A 21,738-nucleotide genomic window follows, 5' to 3' on the forward strand; every position below is an offset into this window, starting at 1 on the left:
CATGACTGATCGCGTCGTCATCGTCGGGGGAGGCCCCGGCGGCTACGAAGCAGCCCACGTCGCCGCCCAGCTGGGGGCCGAGGTGACGATCGTCGACACCGACGGTCTCGGCGGCTCGGCGGTGCTCACCGACTGCGTGCCCAGCAAGACCCTCATCGCGACCGCCGAGGTGATGACCGAGGTGGCCGAGGCCGGCGAGCTCGGCATCGGGCTCACCGACGCCGGCGGTGACCCGGCCACGGGCATCACCGTCGACCTGGCCAAGGTCAACGCCCGGGTGAAGCGGCTGGCTGCCGAGCAGTCCAGCGACATCGCCCGCCGCATCGACCGTGACGGCGTGCAGGTCGTGCAGGGGCACGGCCGCCTCGACGGGCCCAACCGGGTCGTCGCCACGGCTCCCGACGGGTCGGAGACGACGTTGGAGGCCGACGCGATCCTCATCGCGACCGGCGCCGCGCCGCGCACCCTGCCCAGCGCGCAGCCCGACGGTGAGCGCATCTTGACCTGGGAGCAGGTCTACGACCTCGACGAGCGCCCCGAGTCCCTGGTCGTGGTGGGCTCGGGTGTCACCGGAGCGGAGTTCGCGTCGGCGTACCAGGCGCTCGGTGTCCCCGTCACGTTGGTCTCCTCCCGTGACCGGGTGCTGCCCGGTGAGGATGCCGACGCCTCGATGGTGCTCGAGGAGGTCTCGAAGCGGCGCGGCATGAACGTGCTGTCGAAGTCGCGCATGGAGTCGGTCACGCGCGACGGAGACGTCGTCACCGTCACCCTCACCGACGGGCGCAGCGTCCAGGCCTCGCACTGCATCCTCGCGCTCGGGTCGGTGCCCAACACCGGCGACATCGGCCTGGAGGAGGCCGGCGTCCTGCTCAACGACGGCGGGTTCGTCTACGTCGACCGGGTCTCGCGCACCTCCGCGCGGGGCGTGTACGCCGCGGGCGACTGCACCGGGGTCCTGATGCTCGCCTCGGTCGCCGCCATGCAGGGCCGCATCGCGATGTGGCACCTGCTCGGCGACACCGTGCACCCGCTGGACCTGAAGAAGGTCTCCTCCAACGTCTTCACCGCCCCCGAGATCGCCACCGTCGGCTGGTCGCAGCAGGCCGTCGACGCGGGCGAGATCCAGGCCGAGGTCGTCATGCTGCCGCTGTCGGGCAACCCGCGGGCGAAGATGCAGGGGGTCCGCGACGGCTTCGTGAAGCTCTTCTGCCGCCCCGGCACCGGCATCGTGATCGGTGGCGTGGTCGTGGGTCCGCGGGCCTCCGAGTTGATCCACCCGGTCTCGATCGCGGTGGCCGAGTCACTCACCGCCGACCAGCTGACGCAGGCGTTCACCGTCTACCCGTCGATGAGCGGCTCGATCGCCGAGGCGGCCCGGAGGCTGCACCGCTTCTGACCGGCGGCTCTGATGCTTGGGGGCGTGGGTCACACGCCCCGGGTCAGGACGAGCGGAGGACCTTCTCCAGCGGGCGGCCCTTGGCCAGCTCGTCGACCAGCTTGTCGAGGTACCGGATCCTGCGCATCAGCGGGTCCTCGACCTCCTGGACCTTCACCCCGCACACCGACCCGGTGATGAGGGAGACGTCGGGGTTCAGCTCGACGGCGTCGAAGAACTCCTGGAAGGTCGTGCCGGCGTCCAGGTGCTGCTGGACCTCCACGGGGGAGAGGCCGGTCAGCCAGGTCACCACGGCGTCGAGCTCCTCCCGCGTCCGGCCCTTTTTCTCGACCTTCGCGACGTAGTGCGGGAAGACCGACGCGACGCTGGTGGTGAAGATCCGGTGCATGGCTCCTGAGCCTAGGCGTAATGGATGCGACAGATGTCGGTGCGGCGGGACAGAATCCGGACCGATGTTCACCGCTCTGCTCCGCGCCGCCCGCCCGCCTTCGCCACTGGCCGGGAGGCTGGCGCGCCAGTCGCTCCTCTTCGCCCTGGGGGACGGCACCTTCCTGGCCGGGTCGGCGGCCTTCTTCACGATCATCGTGGGGCTGAAGCCGGTCGAGGTCGGCCTGGGCCTCACGATCGCGGGCATCGCGGCGTTCCTCTCGGCGCTGCCGATGGGCAAGCTGGTCGACCGGTTCGGCCCACGCCGGATGTGGGCGCTGAGCGCCTTCGGCCAGGCGGCGACCTTCGCGGTCTGGCCCTTCGTGGAGAGCTTCGCCGGCTACGTCGCGATGGCGGTCGCGATGGAGGTCGTCGGCGCCCTGGGCGGCGCGGCGCACGGGGCGTACACCATCGACGTGCTGCCGCCGGCCGAGCGGGTGCGCTCCCGGGCCTACATGTACTCCGCGTTGAACGCGGGCTTCACCGTCGGTGCGCTCTTCGGCGCGATCGCGCTGGCCTTCGAGTCCGACGTGCTGCTGCACGGGCTGCCGTGGTTCACCGCCGCGGTCTTCCTGGTCAACGCCTTCAACATCGCGCGGCTGCCCAACGCCTCCCACGACGACCGCACCCCGGAGGAGCGCAAGGTCAAGGTCCCCGGGCCGGGGCCGCTGCGCAACCCCGGGTGGTTGGTCACGACCTTCCTGCTGGGGACCTCCTGGACCAACCAGGTGCTGCTGCACATGGTCATCCCGCTGTGGGTCCTCACCGAGACCGACGCCCCGCGCGAGCTCATCGCGCTGCTGCTGGGCACCAACACGGTGATGTGCATCTTCCTGCCGATGCTGGCCGCCCGCGGCGTCGCCGACCTGCCGACCGCGCTGCGGGCGATGCGCGTCTCCTCGACGTTCTTCGTGCTCTCGTGCCTGATCACCATGGCCACCCACGAGACCGCGGGCTGGCTCACCATCGTGCTGATCTGGCTCGGGCACGTCACGCTCACGGGCGCGGAGCTGAAGCTGTCGGCCGCCAGCTGGACCTTCGAGGCCGAGCTGATGGACCCCCGCCAGCGCGGCTCCTACCAGGGTGCCGCCGAGTTCACCGGCACGCTCGGGCGCGTGTGGGCCCCGGCGCTCTACACCTTCCTCGCGATCACCTGGAGCTCGCTGGGGTGGCTGGTGATCGCCGGCATCATCGTGCTCGCCACCGTGGCCCTGCACCCGGCGACGGCGCTGGCGCGCCGATTCCTCGAGCAGCACGTGCCGCCCGACGTGCTCGCCGACGCCCGAGCCGGGGCGCCCAGCGCCGAGGAGTCGCTCGAGGTCGGGCCGCCGTCGCTGATCGACCCCGACACCCCGGTGATGGGGCGTCCCCAGGCCTGAGCGCGGTCTACAGCGAGGCCAGCAGGCTCTCCATCCGCGCGATCTCGGCGGCCTGCCCGGTGGCGACCTCCTCCATCAGCTCCAGCACCCGCGCGTCGGTGGACTCGGGCATCCCCTCGGCGGCCATCTGCACGGCGCCGTCGTGGTGCCGGATCATCCCCTCGAGGAAGAGCCGGTCGAAGTCGGTGCCCTCGGCGCGGATGAGGGCCGCCATCTCCTCGGGCGAGAGCAGGCCGGCCATGCCCGCGTGGCCGTGTGCACCGTGGTCCCACTCCGCCGGGTCGTCACCGGCCTGGGGGACGTCGACGCCCTCGGCCTCCAGCCACTGGCTCATCAACCAGATCTCCGGGGCCTGGGCGGCATCGATGCGGCGGGCCAGGGACAGCACCTCCTGGGAGGCGGCGCGGTCGGGCGCGAGGGCCGCCATCTCCAGGGCCTGGCGGTGGTGGGGGACCATCATCTGCACGAAGGCCAGGTCGGCGTGGCTCCACCCCGGGATCTCCACGTCGACCGGCCCGGACGCGGTGGCCACCGGGGCGCCGGGCGCCCCGGGGACGAGCTCCCGGAGCTCGGAGGTCGAGCTCGCCGCGGCATCGGGCGAGGTGGAGGTAGCGGCGTCGGAGCAGCCGGACAGGCCGACGGACAGGGCGACCGCGAGCGTGGCGGCGAGGGACGACGAGCGCATCAGGACCTCATTCGATCACGAGCCGACGACCGGGAGCCGCAGGGTCTGACCCGGTCCGCTGGTGATGCTCACCGGAGTCGAGAGCGCACCGCCCCGGTAGTTCAGCGTCCCGCCCGCCACCACGAGCTCGAGCTGATGACCCCGCTCGAAGCGGTGGACGATGCCAGGCAAGGTGACGGTGAAACGGCGGTCGACATCCGGCACGCGCACGGGTGCCTCCAGGCCGTTGATGAGCCGACGGGTGCCGTCAGGGGCGACGTCGACCACCTTGACGAAGAGCACGAGCTGACCCGCCGGGCCCACCTCCTGGGTCGTCATCGCGGTCGGCGCCTCGACACCCAGCCGCGCGACCGGCGAGCCGACGACGTCGAGGTCGGCAGCCAGAGGCGCGGTCCGGAAGGCGGCATAGGTGCCGGGCAGGTCCTGCGGCTCGAGGTCGGGGAGACCGAGCACGTTCTTCACGGCATCGGGGTCCTCCATGCCGGTCGGCGCACCCGCCCCGGGGGTGAGGAACCGACTGGTGGCCGGCTCCGCGGCCGCCGCCTCGCGGACCAGGTCGCCGGTGCCGGACAGGGTGTAGCGGTGGGTCCTGCCGACCGGGAACCTCCTGCTGCTGCGGTACGCCGGCTCCGCGCTGCCCTCGTAGTCGACCCAGGGTCGCGCGTACTCGAACTCCGGCCCGGTGCTGACCGGGCGGTCCATCAGGTAGTGGTCGAGCCAGTCGAGCGTCCGCGCGGTGGTGTGCTGCGTGCGCGGGTCGGGATCGGCCAGCGAGATCTCGCCCGGGACCGTCTGGTCGGAGTGGCCCCACTGCTGCCACATCATCTTGACCTCGGTGCCCTGTCGCTGGAGCGCCCGGTAGGTCGCGACTGCCTCGTTGAGGTTGAAGAGCGTGTCCCGCTGGGCCTGCACCAGCAGGACCGGCACCTTGATCCGTCGGACGTAGTGCGCCACCGAGGCGTGCTGCAGCCCTTCGATGGTCGCCGGCGGGAAGTAGCCCGTCGGCAGCCCGAACAGGATGCCGGCGCAGATGATCTCGGCGAGGTTGGGGCACCCGACGAGCCGACTCGGGTCGTCCTGGGCGCCTGTCGCCCCGGCGCGTACCCCGAAGGCGGTGATCACCGAGCCGTAGACCACCTTGATGGCGCCGGGGGTCGCGGTGGTCACGCCTGTCACCTGGTCGGTGTGATTGGGGGAGAGCGCGTAGGACAGGTCGTTCCAGGTGATGAGCGGGACGATGGTGTCGACACGTCGGTCCCGCGAGGCCACGGCGAACTGCACGCCGCCGCCGTAGGAGCCACCGATCATCCCCACGCGTGGGTCGTGGCGCCCGTGCTCCCGGTCCAGGCGGACCACGCGCAGCCGCGGCGCCGGCTCGGTGTGCTCGGCGTCGAGGAAGGCGATCCCGGGAGCGCCGCCGAGGTAGCTCACCAGCTGCTGTCCGGCCCGACCGTCGACGTCTGGGTCGTCGAGCGTGACCTTGCAGCCCGAGCCGCCGAAGCCCAGGCCGGAGTAACTGAGCACGACGTAGCCGCGGTCGGCGAGCAGGCGGCCGAACCCGGCCATGTCGGCCTTGGAACCCCCGAACCCGTGCGTGGTGAGCACTGCCGGGGCGCGGTGCCGACGTGATGCTCGGGCGGGGACGTAGAGGTCACCGACGATGTCGCAGACCCGCTCCTCACCGGGCGGTCCGACCGTCACTGCGAAGTGCAGGGTCTGCACGGTGTGGCGGGCACGCGCCTGCGCAGGGGAGGGCTCGGTGACCAGCGGGGTGAGGCCCAAGAGGATGAGAGCGAGCGTGCCCACGAGGAGGCGGCGCGGGGTGAGGGGCATCGAGTGGCTTCCGGGAGTGGTGTGACCGAGAACAGCGAGTGGGCGCCCCGCCGCGTGGTCAACGAGTCGGGCTCGCTGCCGTTATGACGGGCTCGTGACGATCACGTTGCGACGCAGATCGACCGCGGACGACCCGTAACCTCCGACCCCGGTCGACGGTTGCACGGCCATGAGCCACCGCTCCCTCCCTTCTGCGCGCACCCGACTCTCCTTCGCCGGCCTGGCCGTGACCCTCGCCGCCGGCCTCGGGCTCGCGGCGGTCAACGTCACCGCCGAGGCCGACCCCGGCCTGCGGGCCTGCACGGCCGAGGAGTACGCCGCCCTCGTCGAGGCCGGCGACAACTTCGCCCTGGGCTGTCAGCTGCCCGGCTCGGCCCTGGCCGACATCACCTCCGGGTTCGCCGACGCCCTGGCTCAGGAGCCGCTGCCGCTGACCAGCGAGGACGAGGTCGACAAGTCCGACAACGTCGAGCTCGTCGCGCACCTCCCGCTGGAGGGCAGCTTCGCCGAGGAGGGCGCCTACGGCACCGACATGGCCTTCAAGGGCCGGTGGCTCTACGACGGCAACTACAACGGCTTTCAGGTCTTCGACATCAAGAAGCCCACCAAGCCCAAGCGCGTCGCGCAGGTGTTCTGCCCCGGCGGGCAGGGCGACCTGTCGATCCACAAGAACATCCTGGTGATGAGCGTGGACGCCAGCCGCAGCGACGACTCCTGCTCGAGCACCGCGCTGTCGGCGACCGAGAAGTCGGCCTGGGAGGGCCTGCGCGTCTTCGACGTCTCCAACCCCCGCAAGCCCAAGTACGTCGCAGCCGTGGAGACCGACTGCGGCTCGCACACCCACACGCTGGCCCCGACGAAGAACGGGAAGTCCCTGTTCGTCTACGTGTCCTCGTACTCGCCCAACGCCGACTACCCCGACTGCCAGCCGCCGCACGACAAGATCTCGGTCGTGAAGATCCCGGTGAAGAAGCCGGCGCGCGCGAAGCTGGCTGCCACCCCGGTGCTCTTCCCCGACGGCGGCAACCCGGGCGGTCCGATCCCGCTGCTGACCTCGAGCTCGACCAGCGGCTGCCACGACATCACGGCCTACCCGAGCAAGGACATCGCGGCGGGTGCCTGCATGGGCGACGGCATCCTGCTCGACATCAGCAAGCGGGCCAAGCCGACGGTGACCGAGGTCGTGACCGACGACCTGAACTTCGCCTTCTGGCACTCCGCGACGTTCAACAACGCCGGCACCAAGGTCCTGTTCACCGACGAGCTCGGCGGCGGCTCGCTGCCCACCTGCCACCCCGGCTTCGGCCCGACCAAGGGTGCCAACGGCATCTACGACATCGTCGACGGCGCACTGGAGTTCCAGAGCTACTACAAGATCCCCCGCATCCAGGCGCTGACCGAGAACTGCGTGGCCCACAACGGCTCGCTGATCCCGGTGAAGGGCAAGGACATCATGGTCCAGGCGTGGTACCAGGGCGGCTTCTCGGTCTTCGACTTCACCGACTCCGCCAACCCGACCGAGTTCGCCTACTGGGACCGCGGCCCCATCTCCACCACCAGCCTCGAGCTGGGCGGCCCCTGGTCGGTCTACTGGTACAACGGCCACATCTACTCCAGCGACATCACCCGCGGCCTCGAGGTCTTCTCGATCGACGACCCGCTGGTCAACGCGGCCAAGAAGGTCAAGATGGGCACCTTCAACGCTCAGTCGCAACCTTCCTACGCCGGGTGATGTCATAGGGGGCATGGGAACTCGGACCCGCCTCCTCGCCGTCGCCGCCGCCGCGGCCCTGCTGACCCCGGTCGGGCCCGCGGCGGCCGCCGACCCGCTCGAGCTCCAGGGGCGCGGCTTCGGCCACGGCATCGGTCTCTCGCAGCACGGCGCCCAGCGCGCCGCCACGCAGGGGGTGGGCTGGAAGGAGATCGTCCGCACCTACTACCCGGGCACCCGGCTCGGGAAGGCCGGGGGACAGGTCGCCGTCCTGCTCTCCGCCGACGACGACGGCGACACCCGGGTGCTCGCGCGCCCCGGCCTCACCCTCCGCAAGGTCGGTACGACGAAGCGCTGGTCGCTCCAGCGCCTGGACCGCCGCGCGAGGCAGTGGCGGGTCCGCGCCGACGACCGCGGCCGCAGCGTGCTGCAGGCGCGCCGCGGGGGCGCCGGCTGGCGCACCAGCAAGCGGTTCGGCGGGGACGCGGAGTTCTCGGCACGGGGGCCGGTCACGGTGGTGACCCCGCAGGGTCGCACCGCCTACCGCGGGCGGGTGCGATCGGCGTCGGCCGACGCCTCGGGGACCGACCGGGACACCGTCAACCGGGTCTCCCTCGAGGACTACCTGCGCGGCGTCGTCCCGCGCGAGGTGCCGGCGCTGTGGGATCCCGACGCGGTGCGCGCGCAGGCGGTCGCGGCGCGGACCTACGCCGCCTTCGAGCGGGGCGAGCCGTTGGCGGGGCACTACCAGATCTGCGACACCGACCGTTGCCAGGTCTACGGGGGCGCCTCCGCGGAGCACCCGGCCTCCGACGAGGCGATCCGCGCCACCCGCACGACGGTGCTGGTCAGCGGCGGTGAGCCGATCTTCGCGCAGTTCTCCGCCAGCAACGGCGGCTACAGCGTCGCCGGCCCCTTCGACTACCTCCCGGCGCGCGAGGACCCCTGGGACCCCTACACCTGGACCCGCACCGTCCCGGTCGCGGACCTGGAGACGGCCTTCGACACGATCGGTGACTACGAGTCGATCGAGGTCGTCGAGCGCGACGGGCGTGGCGCCTTCGGAGGTCGCGTCGTGCGGGTCACGGTCACCGGCAGCGAGGGCTCGAGCACGGTCAGCGGCGACACCTTCCGGAGCCGGCTGGGGCTGCCCAGCACGATGTTCAGAACTACAGATCTGTAGTTCTCCCGAGGCCATTGCCGCCCCGTGTGACGCATGGTGCGATGGGGTGCTGGTGTGGTCACACCGGCCCCCACGACCCCCCTCGCACCAGCCGTCACAGGAGTCCGCCGATGCTCGTCCGCGCCCTCGCCCTGGCGGTCGCCACGGCCCTGGTCTCGGTCCCGGCGCCGGCCTCGGCGGCCTCGGACCGGTGGGACGTGGAGGGCGAGCCGACCCTGAGGATCCAGGGCCGGGGCTTCGGGCACGGCCATGGCATGTCGCAGTACGGTGCCGAGGGCGCGGCGCGCCAGGGGCTCAGCGCCACGGAGATCCTGGCGTTCTACTACCCGGGCACCGAGGCCGGCCGCGCCTCCGGCCGGATCAGCGTGCTCGTCAGCGCCGACACCACCGACGACCTGGTCGTCCGTCCCCGGTCGGGGCTGAGGGTCACCGACCTCGGAACCGGCGAGCGCACCGTGCTGCCCGACGACGTCGGGGCGCAGGCCTGGCGGATCCGCCAGGACCGCAAGGGCCGGGCGAAGGTCTCCTACCTGCCCCGCGGCGCCCAGGACTCCGGCGGCTGGCGCAAGCTCCTGGTCCTGCAGGGCGAGGGCGAGCTCGACGCCAAGAACAAGCCGATCACCCTGGTGCTGCCCGGCGGTGTCGAGCGGGCCTACCGCGGCAAGCTCCGCGCGGCCGCCCCCTCGGCGGGCAGCCAGGCCCGCGACACGGTCAACCGGCTGAGGCTGGAGGACTACCTGCGCGGCGTGGTGCCGCTGGAGATGCCCGCCTCCTGGAGCCCCGCGGCGGTCCAGGCCCAGTCGGTGGCCGCGCGCACCTACGCGGCGTACGAACGAGCCCACCCGCGGGCCAGGCACTACCAGGTCTGCGACACGACGTCCTGTCAGGTCTACGGCGGGGCCTCCGCCGAGCACCCGGCCTCCGACGCCGCGATCCGCGAGACCAAGGGGCAGGCCCGCCTCGTCGACGGTGCACCCGCGTTCACGCAGTTCTCCTCCAGCAGCGGGGGGTGGACCTCGGCGGGCTCGGTGGACTACCTCGTGGCCCAGGAGGACCCCTACGACGGCCACGACGGCAACCCTGTCCACGGCTGGTCGGTGACCGTGACCGACGACCGGATCGAGGCGCAGTGGCCGGCGATCGGTGACCTGCGCCAGGTCGAGGTCCTCTCCCGCGACGGCAACGGCCAGTGGGGTGGGCGGGTGCGCTCGATCAGGCTCAAGGGCTCCCAGGGCTCGGTCACCCTCAGCGGCGATGCGTTCCGCTTCGGGCTCGGCCTGCGCTCGACGTGGGTGACGGTGCGGACGGGCTGACCCGCCGCAGCACCAGCCCGACCACGAGCGCCCAGAACGCGGCGCCGACACCGAGGATGCTGACCCCGGAGGCGGCGACCACCAGGCAGCCGACGGCCGGCAGCCGGTCGGTCGGGTCGGCGAGGGCGTCGGAGAGTGAGGCGGCCAGCGTGCCGAGCAGCGCCAGCCCCGCCGCGGACTGCACGACCCCGTCGGGGGCGGCGGCCACGAGCGCGGTCAGCGCCCCGGCGCCCACCGCCAGCACGAGGTAGGTCACGGCCGCGGACACCGAGGCCCGCCACCGCTGCTCGCGGTCCGGGCCGGCGGCGGGTCCGGCGTTGAGCGCGGCGGTGATGGCGGCCAGGTTGACGGCGTGGCCACCCAGCGGCGCGACGAGCAGGGTCCCGAGGCCGGTGACGCCCATCGTCTCGCGCCACGGCACGCGGTAGCCGAAGCTGCCCATCACGGCGACGCCCGGGACGTTCTGCGAGGCCATCGTGACGACGTACAGGGGCAGGGTGACGCCCACCAGCGCCTGCCAGGACCACCCGGGTGCCGTGACGGCCAGGGTGGGCAGCAGGTCGCCCGCGGCCACGGCGTCACCGGCGGTCACGACCACCACGACCAGGGCGACGGCCAGCGAGGCCGGCACCGCCCAGCGGGCGGCGCGGCGCTGCAGCACCAGCCAGGTCAGCACCACCGGTGCGACCGTGGCGGGGGAGTCGGCGAGCGCGAGCACCGGCTCGACGCACAGTGGCAGCAGGACCCCGGCGAGCATCGCGCGGGCCAGGGAGACCGGGATCGCCGCGACCAGGTCGCCGAGCCGCGGCAGCAGGCCCGTGGCGACGACCAGCACACCGGTGGCCAGGAAGGCGCCGACGGCGGCCGGCCAGCCGCCCTGCACGGCGCCGGTGGTGACCAGCAGCGCGGCCCCGGGGGTCGACCAGGCCAACGAGACCGGGGTGCGGTGCCGCAGCGCCAGCCAGAGCATGCCCAGCGCCTGGGCCACGCACAGGGCGAGCAGCCCCGAGGCGGCCTGGACCGGGGTGGCGCCGACCGCGGTGAGCCCGGCCAGCACGACGACGAAGGAGGAGGAGAAGCCGACCACGGCCGCGACCACGCCCGCGGCCACCGGGGTGCCCTGCTCGCTCATCGTCGCCCTCCCGCGTATCGTTCCGTTTACGGAACAGACTCTAGGGGAGGTCCCGATGGTCGGACCAGGTGCGTCCACCGGCGCCCGCATCCGCGCGCTGCGCGAGGAGCGTGGGATGTCGCTGAGCGCGCTCGCCGCGGCCGCCGGCATCGGCAAGGCCACGCTGTCCGAGCTCGAGGCCGGTCGCCGCAACCCCACCCTGGACACCGTGTACGCCGTCGCCGGCCCGTTGGGCGTCCCGCTGGTCGCCCTGGTGGCCGAGGCCGGCGACTCCGACGCGCTGAGCGACGACGCCCTCACCGCGGTGCGGCTGCACCTGCTCACCGAGCCCGGCCGGACCACCGAGGTCTACCTGGTCCGCGTGCGACCCGGGGCCGAGCGCTCCTCGCCCGCCCACGCCACGGGTGCCGTCGAGCAGCTCGTGGTGCTGTCGGGTGAGGGACGGCTGACCTACGGCACGCCCGGGTCCGAGCAGGTCGTCGCCCTGGTGCCGGGCACGCACGTGACCTGGCCGGCCGACGTGCCGCACGCCTACGCCTGCACGTCCACCGAGGAGCTCAGCGCCGTCGACGTGATCGTCACGCCGGGCTGATCCCTAGCCGAGCACCACCACGAGGTCGCCCCCGTCGACGGCCTGGGTGCCCGACAGCGCCACGCGCTGGACCGTGCCGGCCATGGGTGCGGTGATCGCGGCCTCCATCTTCATCGCCTCGATCGTCGCGACCGTCTCGCCGGCCTCGACCTGCTGGCCTGCCTCGACGACCACCGACACCACGCCCTGGAACGGCGCGGCGACGTGGCCCGGGGTTCCCGGGTCGGCCTTCTCGGCGACCGCCACCTGGGAGGAGACGCAGGTGTCGCGCACGGCCACCGGCCGGATCTGGCCGTTGACGGTGGCCATGACGGTGCGGAAACCACGCTCGTCGGGCTCGCTGATCGACTGCAGGCCGAGGATGAGCGTCTTGCCCTCCTCCAGCGTCACTTCGTGCTCGACGCCGCCCCGCAGGCCGTAGAGGTAGTCCAGCGTCGAGAGCACCGAGGTGTCGCCGTAGGTCTCGCGGGACTCGGCGTACGAGCGGGTGGGGCCGGGGAAGAGCAGCTCGTTGAGGGTCCGGCGACGGTGCTCGCCCGACTCCGAGGCCAGCCCGGCGGACTGCTCGGCGGACAGCTCGGCCGCGGGCTGCTTCCAGGTGCGCCCGGCCAGCGCCTTGGTGCGGAACGGCTCGGGCCATCCACCGGGCGGGTCACCCAGCTCGCCGTTGAGGAAGCCGATGACCGAGTCGGGCAGGTCGAAGCGGCTCGGGTCCTCGGCGAACTCCGCCGGGTCCGCCCCGAGACCGACCAGGGCCAGCGCCAGGTCGCCGATCACCTTGGAGCTCGGGGTGACCTTGGGGACGTTGCCGAGGATGTCGTTGGCCGCGGCGTACATGTCCTCGACCTGCTCGAAGCGCTCGCCGAGGCCCAGCGCGATCGCCTGCTGGCGCAGGTTGGAGAGCTGGCCCCCGGGGATCTCGTGGCGGTAGACGCGACCGGTCGGGGCAGTGAGGCCGGACTCGAAGGGGGCGTATACCCGGCGCACGGCCTCCCAGTAGGGCTCCAGGGCGTTGACCGCGGCCAGCGAGAGGCCGGTTTCGCGCGCGGAGTGGTCGGTGGCCGCGACCAGGGCCGAGAGCGGCGGCTGGCTGGTGGTGCCGGCCATCGAGGAGGTGGCGGCGTCCACGGCGTCGACGCCGGCCTCGATCGCGGCCGTCAGCGTGGCGAGCTGCCCGCCGGTCGTGTCGTGGGTGTGCAGGTGCACCGGCAGGTCGAAGCGCTCGCGCAGGGCGGTGACCAGGCGCCGGGCGGCAGGAGCGCGGAGCAGGCCGGCCATGTCCTTGATCGCCAGCACGTGCGCCCCGGCGTCGACGATCCGCTCGGCGAGGCGCAGGTAGTAGTCGAGGGTGTAGAGGCTCTCGCCCGGGTCGGACAGGTCGCCGGTGTAGCACAGCGCCACCTCGGCCAGAGCCGTGCCGGTGGAGCGCACGGCCTCGATCGCCGGGCGCATCTGCTCGACGTCGTTGAGGGCGTCGAAGATGCGGAAGACGTCGAGCCCGGTGTCGACGGCCTCCTGGACGAAGGCGTCGGTGACCGCGGTGGGGTAGGGCGTGTAGCCCACGGTGTTGCGACCGCGCAGCAGCATCTGCAGGCAGACGTTCGGCACGGCCTCGCGCAGCGCGGCCAGCCGGTCCCACGGGTCCTCGGCCAGGAAGCGCAGCGCCACGTCGTACGTCGCGCCGCCCCAGCACTCCAGGCTCCACAGCTCGGGGGTGGTCCGGGCCAGGTGCGGCGCCACCGCGAGCAGGTCGGCGGTGCGGACCCGGGTGGCCAGCAGCGACTGGTGGGCGTCGCGGAAGGTGGTGTCGGTGACCGCGACCCGGTCCTGGGCGCGCAGTCGGCGGGCGAACTCCTCGGGTCCGACCTCGCGCAGCAGCTGACGGGTGCCGGGCGGCGGCGCGACCTCCAGGTCGGTCGCCGGCAGCTTGGTCCGGGGGTCCAGCTCCACCGGGGCCGGGCCGTGCGGCTGGTTGACGGTGACCTCGGCGAGGTAGGTCAGCAGCTTGGTGCCGCGGTCGCCGCTGCCGCGGGCCTGGAGCAGCTCGGGATGGGTCTCGATGAAGGCGGTGGTGACGCGGCCGGCCGCGAAGTCGGGGTCGTCGAGCACGGCCTGGACGAAGGGGATGTTCGTGGAGACGCCGCGGATGCGGAACTCCGCCAGCGCCCGGCGGGCCTTCTCCACCGCCTGCTCGAAGGTGCGGCCGCGGCAGGTCAGCTTGGCCAGCATCGAGTCGAAGTGCGCGGAGACCTCGGCGCCGGTGTAGACCGTGCCGCCGTCGAGGCGGACGCCACCGCCGCCGGGGGAGCGGTAGGTCGTGATCACGCCGGTGTCGGGGCGGAAGTTGTTGGCCGGGTCCTCGGTGGTGATGCGGCACTGGAGTGCCGCGCCGCGCAGGCGGACCGTGTCCTGGGACAGGCCGAGGTCAGCCAGGGTCTCGCCCGCGGCGATCCGCATCTGCGACTGCACGAGGTCGACGTCGGTGACCTCCTCGGTGACCGTGTGCTCGACCTGGATGCGGGGGTTCATCTCGATGAAGACGTAGTGGCCGTCGGGATCGAGGAGGAACTCCACGGTGCCGGCGTTCTTGTAGCCGATCTCGCGGGCGAAGCGGACGGCGTCGGCGCAGATGCGGTCGCGCAGCTCGGGGTCGAGGTTCGGGGCCGGGGCGATCTCCACGACCTTCTGGTGCCGGCGCTGCACCGAGCAGTCGCGCTCGTAGAGGTGGATGACCCCGTCGGGACCGGTGCCGTCGGCGAGGATCTGCACCTCGATGTGACGCGGGTCGACCACGGCCTGCTCGATGAAGACCGTCGGGTCGCCGAAGGCGCCGTCGGCCTCACGCATGCAGGTCTCGACCGCCTCGCGCAGGGCGTCGGGGGAGTCCACGCGGCGCATCCCGCGGCCCCCACCGCCGGCGACGGCCTTCACGAACAGCGGGTAGGGGATGTCGCTGGCCTCCGCGGCCGCGACCAGGGCGTCGACGTCGGTGCCGGGCTCGACGCTCTTGAGCGTCGGGACGCCCGCAGCCTTCGCCGCGGCGATGGCGCGCGCCTTGTTGCCGGTGAGCTCGAGCACCTCGGAGCCGGGGCCGATGAAGGTGATGCCGGCCGCCGCGCAGGCCTCGGCGAGGGCGGGGTTCTCCGACAGGAACCCGTAGCCCGGGTAGACCGCGTCGGCGCCGGCACGCACCGCCACCTCGACGATGCCCTCGGGGTCGAGGTAGGCACGCACCGGGTGGCCGCGCTCGCCGATCTCGTAGGCCTCGTCCGCCTTGAGACGGTGCTCGGACCAGCGGTCCTCGTGCGGGAAGACCGCCACCGTGCGGGCCCCGAGCTCGTAGGCGGCCCGGAACGCCCGGACCGCGATCTCGCCCCGGTTGGCCACCAGCACCTTGGAGAACATGGGCGCGAACCTACCGACGCCGCTCACCGTTGGGCACCGCCCGTCTCGGTGACCGGCGTCACTGCGACGCGGGTGTCCGGTATCCGACCTCCGCCAGCAGACCCGGCGTGAGGGCCGCCGCGAGGACCAGCCCGTCGCCCTCGGGCACGTCGAGCACCCGGACCCGCTGGCTCCCGCCGGCGGTCGTCGCCTCCAGGGTCACCAGCCCGGAGCGGCGCTGGAACCACGTGTCGCGCACGGTCCAGCCGATGACGTGCTGCGCGCCCAGCACCTCCCGGCGGCGGACCAGGCTGCCCGAGCGGGACACCAGGAACCCGTCCACCCCCAGGTGTCCCAGCGCGCGGGCGCGGTCCTCGCCGAGGACGACGGCGGCGGGCAGCGTCAGCGCCGCCGGCACCAGCGCCCAGGGCGTCAGGACGTCCGCGACCACCAGCGCCGCCACGATCGCCACGAGGGCCGCGGCCGGTGCCAGCGCACGCAGCCGTCTCCGGCGTACGGCGGCGGGCCCGTGGGCGCGCAGCGCGGCCGTGAGCGGGCGCTCGGTCGGGAGGTCGTCGCCGAGGACCGTGCCGGCGACCCCGGTCACGACCGCCGTCGGTGCGGGCGGGACCAGGGTGAGCGTCCCCTTCTCTCCGTCCCCGAGGCCGGTGACGACCGCGGCCAGCTCGGCGGCGCCCGCGAGACGCAGCCCCAGCGGCTCGCGGACCACGACCCCGGCCAGGCGGGCGTCCTCGACGGAGGTCTCGCGGGTGGTGAGCAGTCCTCGGGTCAGGCGCCACTGGGTGGGGGTGCGGGTGAGGGTGAGGTCCCAGTGCGTGACCAGGTAGCCGATCACCGCGAGCACCGCGCTCGAGACCGCCGCGCCGAGCACCCCGACCACCGCGAGCAGCAGCCAGCCCCAGCCCGCGGGGGCCAGCTCGGGCAGCCGGTCGAGCCGCCACGCGGAGTCGGGCAGTGCCTGCGAGGCGACACCCAGCAGCGCCGCGGTGGCGACGACCCCCGCGCTGGTCAGTGGGGCGTAGCGGGCCCACGCCGGGTCCAGCCGCAGGACCGGCCGGTCCGGCGGGAGCGGGGCGGGAACGTCCTCGTCGGGAGGGGTCCCGGGAGCGCCCCCGGGGACGACGGCGGCCATCCGGGCCAGCAGCGCCTCGCGCAGCTGCTGGGCGTCGGCCGCGCGCAGCCCGTCGAGCTCGAGGTCCTGGTCGGCCCCCGCGCCCGTCCCGATCCGCACGGTCGCCAGGCCGAGGAGCCGGTGCACCAGGCTCGCGGTGAGGTCGACGGTGCGGACCCGGTCGAGCTGGGTGGTGCGCAGCGTGCGTTGCAGCAGCCCGCGGCGCAGCTCCACCCGGCCCTCGAGGATCCGGTAGCGCGTCGTGAGGTAGCGGGCCACCCCGATGGCGACCGGGACGACCACGGCCAGCAGCTCCCAGCCCAGCCCGCCCCCGCGGGCGAAGCCGCCGGCGAGCAGCGCCCCCACCAGGACCGGCAGGAACCTGCGCAGCTCAGAGACCGGCTCCACGACCAGCATCCGCGGGTCGAGGCGCTGCCAGTCGCTCACGTGGCGTCCCCGCCGGCAGCCTCCGCCTTCGCGGTCAGCTCGGCGACCAACGACTCGGCCGTGGCCTGGTCCAACCCGCCGATGCTCAGTGCCCCGGCGGCCGACGCGGTCGTGATGGTGACGTTGGCCAGGCCCAGCAGCCGCTCCAGCGGCCCCTGGTCCCAGTCGACGGTCTGGATCCGGCTCATCGGCGCCAACCGACGCTCGCGGGACCACCACCCGGTCTGGGTGTAGGCCGCCTGCGGCGTGACCTCCCACCGGTGCACCCGGAAGCGCCAGACGGGCACCACGACGACGCGCACGACGGCGTACGCCGCCAGCAGCACCGGCATCCACCAGCGCAGGGCGTACAGGTGCAGGACCACGCCGGTGATGACCAGCGCAGCCGTCAGGACCAGCACCTCGGTGCCCGCCGCCAGCTGCCACATCAGACGGGCGCGGGGGTGGACCCGGTGGGCCGGGGGGCGCAACGACGTCACGCCCCCGACCCTACGAGTCGAGCCTGGGGAGGTCAGTCCTTGAGCTCGCAGATGACCTGGCCGTTGGTGACGGTGGCGCCGACCTCGGCGGTCAGGCCGGTCACGGTGCCGGCCTTGTGCGCCTTGAGGGGCTGCTCCATCTTCATGGCCTCGATGACCACGACGGTGTCGCCCTCGGCGACGCTCGCGCCCTCCTCGGCCACGACCTTCACCACGGTGCCCTGCATGGGGGAGGTGACGGCATCGCCGGAGGCGGCGGCGCCGGCCTTCTTGCCCGCGGCCCGCTTCGGCTTCTTCGCCCCACCCGCGGCGGGACCGGCGGCGAGACCGCCCAGCCCGGCGGGGATGACGACCTCGAGCCGCTTGCCGCCTACCTCGACGACCACGCTCTGGCGCTCGCCGGCCTCCTTGGCCTCCGCGACGTCACCGGAGTAGGGCTCGATCTGGTTGTCGAACTCGGTCTCGATCCACTGGGTGTAGACGGTGAACTCGCCCTCACCGGTCGGGGTCGAGGCGCCGACGTACGCCGGGTCCTCGAGCACCGCCTTGTGGAACGGGATGACCGTGGGCATGCCGTCGACCTCGAACTCCGACAGCGCGCGACGGGACCGCTCGATCGCCTGGGTGCGGCTGTTGCCGGTGACGATCAGCTTGGCGATGAGGGAGTCGAAGGAGCCGGGGACGGTCTGGCCGTTCTCGTAGCCGCCGTCGACGCGCACGCCGGGGCCCTGCGGCGGGGTCCACGCCGAGAGGGTGCCGGGGGCGGGCATGAAGTTGCGGCCGCCGTCCTCGGCGTTGATCCGGAACTCGATGGAGTGGCCGCGGATCTCGGGGTCGCCGTAGCCGAGCTCCTCGCCCGCGGCCACACGGAACATCTCCCGGACCAGGTCGATGCCGGTGACCTCCTCGGACACGCAGTGCTCGACCTGGAGGCGGGTGTTGACCTCGAGGAAGGAGATGGTGCCGTCCTGCGCGACGAGGAACTCACACGTGCCGGCGCCGTAGTAGCCGGCCTCCTTGAGGATCCGCTTGGAGGACTCGTAGAGCTCGGTGATCTGCTCCTCGGTCAGGAACGGCGCGGGCGCCTCCTCGACCAGCTTCTGGTTGCGGCGCTGCAGCGAGCAGTCGCGGGTGGAGACCACCACGACGTTGCCGTGCTTGTCGGCCAGGCACTGGGTCTCGACGTGACGCGGCTTGTCGAGGAACTTCTCGACCAGGCACTCGCCGCGACCGAACGCGGTGACGGCCTCGCGGACCGCCGACTCGTAGGCGTCGGGGATCTCCTCGAGGGTGCGGGCCACCTTCAGGCCGCGGCCACCGCCGCCGAAGACGGCCTTGATGGCGACCGGCAGGCCGTTGGCCTTGGCGAACTCCACGACCTCGTCGGCGTCGGCGACGGGGTCCTTGGTGCCCGGCGCCAGCGGCGCGTTCGCGCGGTCGGCGATGTGCTTGGCCTTGGCCTTGTCGCCCAGCGCCTCGATCGCGGCCGGCGGGGGACCGATCCAGGTCAGCCCGGCGTCCATGACGGCCTGGGCGAACTCGGCGTTCTCGGCGAGGAAGCCGTAGCCGGGGTGCACGGAGTCGGCGCCGGACTTGTGCGCCACCGCGATGATCTTCTCGATGTCGAGGTAGGACTCGGCAGGGGTGGCGCCGCCGAGGCTGTGCGCCTCGTCGGCCATCCGCACGAAGATGGCGTCGCGGTCGGGCTCGGCGTAGACCGCCACGCTGCCGATGCCTGCGTCCTTGCAGGCCCGGATGACCCGGACCGCGATCTCGCCTCGGTTGGCGATGAGGACCTTCTGCAGTGGCTTGATCTCCGGCACGTGGACTCCTGCCTGGCATGGTGCGGGGTGGCTGAGGGCGGACCGTGGGTGGTCCGCGACGCAGGGTATCGCTCGCCGAGCACCCGCTCGGGGCAGGTACGTCGTTCGGACACCGACGCCCGGTCGCGGTCCCTGCCCACTGGTCCAGACGTGAACCAGGTCACCATGACCGTGCACGCGTGCGCGCGTTGGGCAGCGTGTGACCGAGTCGACCCTGACCCACCCGTGGGCAGCCGCCTGGACCGCCCTGAGCCCGCAGCGTCGTACCGCCCTGTGGGCGCGCGTCGTCGACCGCGAGCCGGTGGCGACGCTCGCCGAGCGCCTGGGACGCACGGTCGAGGACACCGAGGCCCTGGTCGCCTCGACGCTCCTGGCGTTCCGGCGCGAGGTCGTGCTCGGCATCGGCACGGGGTACGACGAGGAGTGCGGCTCCCTGGTGCTGCGCCTGGTCGACAGCGCCGGTGAGCGGCTGACCCGCCCGGAGCGCAAGGCGCTGGCCGCCCACGCCGACACCTGCCCGGCCTGCGCGCGTGGGGTGGGCGAGCTACTCGAGCTCGACGCCCGGCTGCGCGACGGCCTCCTCCAGCTCGACGCCGCCCCGGGCGGGCCGGCGGCGGCACCCGCCGTGGCGGGCCCCGTGGTCCCGATGCCGCGCGACGAGTGGGCACCCGCCTTCGACCGGCTCAGCCCCGAGCGGCGTACCGCACTGGTCCACGGCGCCGCGGGCGCCGAGCCGTTGAGCGCCCTGGCGACCCGCCTCGGGACCACCGAGACCGCCGCCCGCGACCTGGCCGCCTCCAGCGTCGTCGCCTTCCGGCAGACCGTGCTGCGGGAGCTGTCGGTCGGCACTGGGGACGGCTGTGCCCTGGTGGCCGCCCACCGGACCGAGGACCTCGCGCTGGACGCCGCCCGTGAGCGCGCGCTGCGCGCCCACGCCGCGGCCTGCCCCGACTGCGCGCCCGCGGTCACCGAGATCCTCGCGCTGCACGCCTCGCTGCGCTCGCGGGTCGCCCGGATGGCGCTCGGCGTCGAGGGTGCCTCGTGGCTCAGTGCGCGCCCGCGCCGCAGCTGGGTGCCGGGCGTGGAGCGGCCGGCCCCGCCCGTGGACCGCCGACGCATCGGCCTGGGCGTCGGCCTGGTGGCCACGACGGTCACCGCCGTCGCCCTGGCCGGCGGCCTCCGGGGCGCCGACGCCCCGCTCGACGTGGTGGTCGCAGCCCCGCCGGCGCAGGCCGCGGAGGCGCCCGGGACCCCGGACGAGCAGGAGGTGCTGGTCCTCGCCGGTGCGCGGATCGCGCCCGCCACGACCGCTGCCGCACGCACCGCGGACGCATCCGCCCGCGTCCCGGCGGCCGGCACCGACGTCCCGGTCGGGCCGGGGAACGAGCCGGGTCCTGGACCGATCCCCACCCCGGGGGAGCAGCCCGCACCCCAGCCCGAGCCCCAGCCCGAGCCCCAGCCCGAGCCCCAGCCCGAGCCCGAGACGCCGCCCCTGGACGTGGCCGTCGACAGCGAGACCGGCTCGATCACCCTGACGGTCGGGCTGCTCGGGGAGCCGATCGTCATCAGCACCCCGCCCCTGGCGGTTAACAACCGCTAACCAGCGGCGGTACGCTCGCCGGCATGACTGGCACCCACCCCACCGGCACCGCGTTCGAGCTCTCCCGGGAGCACGAGGAGTTCCGTCGCAGCGTCCGCGAGTTCGCGCAGGCGGAGATCGCTCCGCACGCCGCGCAGTGGGACCGCGACCACCACTTCCCGGTGGACGTGGTCCAGAAGATGGGAGCCCTGGGGCTCTTCGGCCTCACCGCGCCCGAGGAGTTCGGTGGAGCGGGGGAGGACGGCGACTTCACGAGCCTGTGCGTGGCCATCGAGGAGATCGGTCGCGTCGACCAGTCGATGGGCATCACCCTCCAGGCGGGCGTCGGCCTGGGGATCAACCCGATCCTGACCTACGGCACGGCCGCACAGAAGGAGCAGTGGCTCCCGGCGCTGGTGGCCGGCGAGCAGCTGGCCGGGTTCGGCCTCACCGAGCCGGGAGCCGGCTCGGACGCCGGCGCCACCCGCACCCGGGCCGAGCTCGTGGGCGACGAGTGGGTCGTCAACGGCGCCAAGCAGTTCATCACCAACTCCGGCTCCTCGATCACCTCGTTGGTCACCGTCACCGCGCGCACGGGCACCCGCGAGGACGGTCGCCCGGAGATCTCCGCGATCATGGTCCCGTCCGGCACGCCCGGCTTCACCGCCGAGAAGGCCTACGACAAGCTCGGCTGGCACGCCTCGGACACCCACCCGCTCTCCTTCGAGGACTGCCACGTCCCGGCTGACCACCTGCTCGGCGAGCAGGGTCGCGGGTACGCCCAGTTCCTCGCCACCCTCGACGACGGCCGGGTCGCGATCTCCGCGTTGTCCGTGGGCTGCATCCAGGCCTGCCTGGACATGGCGGTCGAGTACGCCGGTGAGCGCCAGACCTTCGGTGGCCCGATCGGTCGCAAGCAGGGCGTGGCCTTCCAGATCGCCGACCTGGAGGTGATGCTGCACGCGTCGCGGATGCTGACCTACCGGGCGGCGGCCCTCAAGGACGCCGGCGCGCCGTACCAGCAGTTCAAGCAGGCGGCCGCCGTCGCCAAGCTGTACTCCACCGAGTCCGCGGTCACGGCCACCCGGATCGCGACGCAGGTCTTCGGCGGCTACGGCTTCATGGAGGAGTACCCCGTCGCCCGCTTCTACCGCGACGCCAAGGTCCTCGAGGTCGGCGAGGGCACCTCGGAGGTCCAGCGGATGCTCATCGCCCGCGGACTGGGTCTGCCGGTCGAGTGAGCC

General features: G+C 73.2%; 16 protein-coding genes. 8 read left to right on the forward strand and 8 right to left on the reverse strand.

Annotated elements, in window-relative coordinates; genetic code table 11:
- The first annotated feature begins 1 nt into the window (after position 1).
- Entirely contained in the window at positions 2 to 1,396 is a 1,395-nt protein-coding gene (locus BKA05_RS03765) for an NAD(P)H-quinone dehydrogenase (protein WP_179530238.1), read from the forward strand.
- A 43-nt stretch (positions 1,397 to 1,439) separates the two neighbouring features.
- On the opposite strand, the gene BKA05_RS03770 is transcribed toward BKA05_RS03765, so the two are convergent.
- Positions 1,440 to 1,784 (reverse strand): DUF2200 domain-containing protein, encoded by a 345-nt coding sequence (locus BKA05_RS03770; protein ID WP_179530239.1) that lies wholly within the window; start codon positions 1,782 to 1,784, stop codon positions 1,440 to 1,442.
- 64 nt (positions 1,785 to 1,848) lie between these two features.
- Between BKA05_RS03770 and BKA05_RS03775 the strand changes: the two genes are divergently transcribed.
- Entirely contained in the window at positions 1,849 to 3,201 is a 1,353-nt protein-coding gene (locus BKA05_RS03775) for an MFS transporter (protein WP_179530240.1), read from the forward strand.
- Between the two features lie 7 nt (positions 3,202 to 3,208).
- On the opposite strand, the gene BKA05_RS03780 is transcribed toward BKA05_RS03775, so the two are convergent.
- Together BKA05_RS03780 and BKA05_RS03785 are read right to left on the reverse strand one after the other, a co-directional pair.
- On the reverse strand, positions 3,209 to 3,886 hold the full coding sequence (locus BKA05_RS03780; protein ID WP_179530241.1) for a DUF305 domain-containing protein: 678 nt from the start codon (positions 3,884 to 3,886) through the stop codon (positions 3,209 to 3,211).
- Between the two features lie 15 nt (positions 3,887 to 3,901).
- Positions 3,902 to 5,719 carry a CocE/NonD family hydrolase gene (locus tag BKA05_RS03785; RefSeq protein ID WP_179530242.1) on the reverse strand — a complete coding sequence of 606 codons (1,818 nt, stop codon included), beginning with the start codon at positions 5,717 to 5,719 and terminating at the stop codon, positions 3,902 to 3,904.
- 169 nt (positions 5,720 to 5,888) lie between these two features.
- On the opposite strand from BKA05_RS03785, the gene BKA05_RS03790 reads away from it, so the two are divergent.
- The 3 genes from BKA05_RS03790 (at position 5,889) to BKA05_RS03800 (ending at position 9,926) form a co-directional block, all read left to right on the forward strand.
- Entirely contained in the window at positions 5,889 to 7,451 is a 1,563-nt protein-coding gene (locus BKA05_RS03790) for an LVIVD repeat-containing protein (protein ID WP_179530243.1), read from the forward strand.
- Positions 7,452 to 7,464: 13 nt separating this feature from the next.
- Entirely contained in the window at positions 7,465 to 8,613 is a 1,149-nt protein-coding gene (locus BKA05_RS03795) for a SpoIID/LytB domain-containing protein (protein WP_179530244.1), read from the forward strand.
- Positions 8,614 to 8,723: 110 nt separating this feature from the next.
- A complete protein-coding gene (locus BKA05_RS03800) occupies positions 8,724 to 9,926 on the forward strand; it encodes a SpoIID/LytB domain-containing protein (protein WP_179530245.1) in 1,203 nt (400 codons plus the stop codon).
- Here the strand turns inward: BKA05_RS03800 and BKA05_RS03805 are convergent.
- The gene (locus BKA05_RS03805; RefSeq protein WP_179530246.1) at positions 9,859 to 11,058 is read right to left on the reverse strand and encodes a benzoate/H(+) symporter BenE family transporter; all 1,200 of its coding nucleotides are present in this window, start codon (positions 11,056 to 11,058) and stop codon (positions 9,859 to 9,861) included. The two genes, BKA05_RS03800 and BKA05_RS03805, sit on opposite strands and share 68 nt — an antisense overlap.
- 55 nt (positions 11,059 to 11,113) lie before the next feature.
- On the opposite strand from BKA05_RS03805, the gene BKA05_RS03810 reads away from it, so the two are divergent.
- Positions 11,114 to 11,650 (forward strand): helix-turn-helix domain-containing protein, encoded by a 537-nt coding sequence (locus BKA05_RS03810; protein WP_179530247.1) that lies wholly within the window; start codon positions 11,114 to 11,116, stop codon positions 11,648 to 11,650.
- 3 nt (positions 11,651 to 11,653) lie between these two features.
- On the opposite strand, the gene BKA05_RS03815 is transcribed toward BKA05_RS03810, so the two are convergent.
- From BKA05_RS03815 to BKA05_RS03830, 4 genes are read right to left on the reverse strand one after another with little or no spacing between them, the layout of a single operon-like run.
- On the reverse strand, positions 11,654 to 15,055 hold the full coding sequence (locus BKA05_RS03815) for a pyruvate carboxylase (RefSeq protein ID WP_179530248.1): 3,402 nt from the start codon (positions 15,053 to 15,055) through the stop codon (positions 11,654 to 11,656).
- A 58-nt stretch (positions 15,056 to 15,113) separates the two neighbouring features.
- Entirely contained in the window at positions 15,114 to 16,613 is a 1,500-nt protein-coding gene (locus tag BKA05_RS03820; RefSeq protein WP_179530249.1) for a PH domain-containing protein, read from the reverse strand.
- Positions 16,610 to 17,092: a PH domain-containing protein gene (locus BKA05_RS03825; RefSeq protein ID WP_343045508.1), complete on the reverse strand. Its 483-nt coding sequence runs from the start codon at positions 17,090 to 17,092 to the stop codon at positions 16,610 to 16,612. Before BKA05_RS03825 ends, BKA05_RS03820 begins: the two co-directional genes overlap by 4 nt.
- Before the next feature lie 32 nt (positions 17,093 to 17,124).
- Positions 17,125 to 18,915: an ATP-binding protein gene (locus BKA05_RS03830; protein ID WP_179530250.1), complete on the reverse strand. Its 1,791-nt coding sequence runs from the start codon at positions 18,913 to 18,915 to the stop codon at positions 17,125 to 17,127.
- Positions 18,916 to 19,114: 199 nt separating this feature from the next.
- Between BKA05_RS03830 and BKA05_RS03835 the strand changes: the two genes are divergently transcribed.
- Together BKA05_RS03835 and BKA05_RS03840 are read left to right on the forward strand one after the other, a co-directional pair.
- Entirely contained in the window at positions 19,115 to 20,515 is a 1,401-nt protein-coding gene (locus BKA05_RS03835) for a hypothetical protein (protein WP_179530251.1), read from the forward strand.
- 23 nt (positions 20,516 to 20,538) lie between these two features.
- Positions 20,539 to 21,735, forward strand: a complete 1,197-nt coding sequence (locus tag BKA05_RS03840) for an acyl-CoA dehydrogenase family protein (protein ID WP_179530252.1) — start codon at positions 20,539 to 20,541, stop codon at positions 21,733 to 21,735.
- The last annotated feature ends 3 nt before the right edge of the window (positions 21,736 to 21,738 follow it).

Source organism: Nocardioides marinus (genome assembly GCF_013408145.1).
Lineage (GTDB): Bacteria > Actinomycetota > Actinomycetes > Propionibacteriales > Nocardioidaceae > Nocardioides > Nocardioides marinus.